This window comes from Brevundimonas diminuta 3F5N, from assembly GCF_900163625.1.
Lineage (GTDB): Bacteria > Pseudomonadota > Alphaproteobacteria > Caulobacterales > Caulobacteraceae > Brevundimonas > Brevundimonas diminuta_A.
In genome coordinates this window covers 1-1,579 of sequence record NZ_FUIE01000029.1, presented here as the reverse complement: position 1 = coordinate 1,579, position 1,579 = coordinate 1, and the positions used below count along the sequence as shown (strand labels likewise).

At 64.2% G+C, this 1,579-nt stretch carries 1 protein-coding gene; it reads left to right on the top strand.

What is annotated here, in order from left to right:
• The first annotated feature begins 70 nt into the window (after window positions 1–70).
• On the top strand, window positions 71–1,510 hold the full coding sequence (locus FM111_RS05095; RefSeq protein WP_256968100.1) for an IS1182 family transposase: 1,440 nt from the start codon (window positions 71–73) through the stop codon (window positions 1,508–1,510).
• The last annotated feature ends 69 nt before the right edge of the window (window positions 1,511–1,579 follow it).

Sequence of the window (1,579 nt, the reverse complement as noted above, 5' to 3'; positions counted from 1 at the left end):
CGAGGCTGTGTGAAAACGCCTTGGTATGGAGCGAATTAGGGTAGCCTCCTGAGGTCGTCAGGAGGTGGGTATGAGCCGCTTCGTTCAGGGTGCAGATCGCCGGCAGCCCACGCTGCTTCCCGAGTGTCTCGATGACTATGTGGCCGAGGACAATCCAGTCCGGGTGGTGGACGTCTTCGTCGATGAGCTGGACCTTGCGGGCTTGGGTTTCGAGGGCATGACGCCAGCGGCGACGGGCCGACCGGCCTATCATCCGGCCATGCTGCTGAAGCTCTACGTCTACGGCTATCTGAACAAGGTGCAGTCGAGCCGGCGACTGGAGCGCGAGGCGCAGCGCAATGTCGAGCTGATGTGGCTGACGGGGCGGCTGGCGCCGGATCACAAGACCATCGCCGACTTCCGCCGCGAGAACGGCTCGGCGATCCAGGCGGCCTGCGCGCAGTTCGTGGTCCTGTGCCGCCAGCTGGGCCTGTTCGGCGCGGCCCTGGTCGCCATCGATGGCTCCAAGTTCAAGGCGGTGAACACCCGCGACAAGAACTTCACCGCCACCAAGGTGAAGCGGCGGATCGAGCAGGTCGCTGAGCACATCGCCGGCTATCTACAGGACCTGGACACGGCGGATCGTCATGAAGGCGAGGCCGTGGATGCCCGGTCCGACCGACTGGTCGAGAAGGTCGAGCGGCTGCGCGCCCAGATGGCGATGCTGAAGGCCATGGAGGCCGAGGTCGAGGCGGCGCCTGACGGTCAGGTCTCCCTGACCGATCCCGACGCACGCGCCATGGCGACATCCGGCCGAGGCAGCGGCATCGTTGGCTACAACGTTCAGTCCGCAGTCGAAGGCGAGCATCACCTGATCGTCGCCCACGAGGTGATCATGACCGGCTCGGACCGGCAGCAGTTGGCGAACATGGCCGGTCAGGCCAAGGACGCCATGGGCGTCGAGACGCTCGAAGTGTTGGCGGACCGGGGCTACTTTTCCGGCGAGGAAATCCTGGCCTGCGAGGCCCTGGGTGTGACGTCCTTCGTGCCCAAGCCCCAGACCTCAGGAGCCAAGGCGGCAGGCCGCTTCGGCAAGCAGGACTTCGTCTATCTGCCAGATCAAGACGTCTACCGCTGCCCGGCCGGCTCCCTGCTTCCGTACCACATGACCGTCGTCGAGAAGGGCATGACGCTGCATCGATACTGGGATCGGGCTAGTTGTTCAGGCTGTAGCATCAAGGCTCAGTGCACGCCTGCGGTCGAACGAAAGGTCACGCGGTGGGAGCATGAAGCGGTGATCGATGCGCTCCAGGCCCGGATGGATCTGAGGCCTCGAGCCATGCGCGAACGGCGAAGCCTGGTCGAACACCCGTTCGGCACGATCAAAGCCTGGATGGGCCACACCCACTTCCTGATGAAGCGCCTGCCCAACGTGAAAACCGAGATCAGCCTCCACATCCTGGCCTACAATATGAAGCGAGTGATGGCGGTGCTGGGAACCAAGCCGCTGATGGAAGCCATCAGAGCCTGAGCAGGAGGCGTCCTGCGCTTCGTCTCAACCTCCGCCCCACCGTCGCTCAGCACGTTTTTACACGGCCTC

Excerpts from the sequence above, each read along its gene's own strand:
- FM111_RS05095 (WP_256968100.1), top strand. The coding sequence starts at position 71 with ATGAGCCGCTTCGTTCAGGGTGCAGATCGCCGGCAGCCCACGCTGCTT.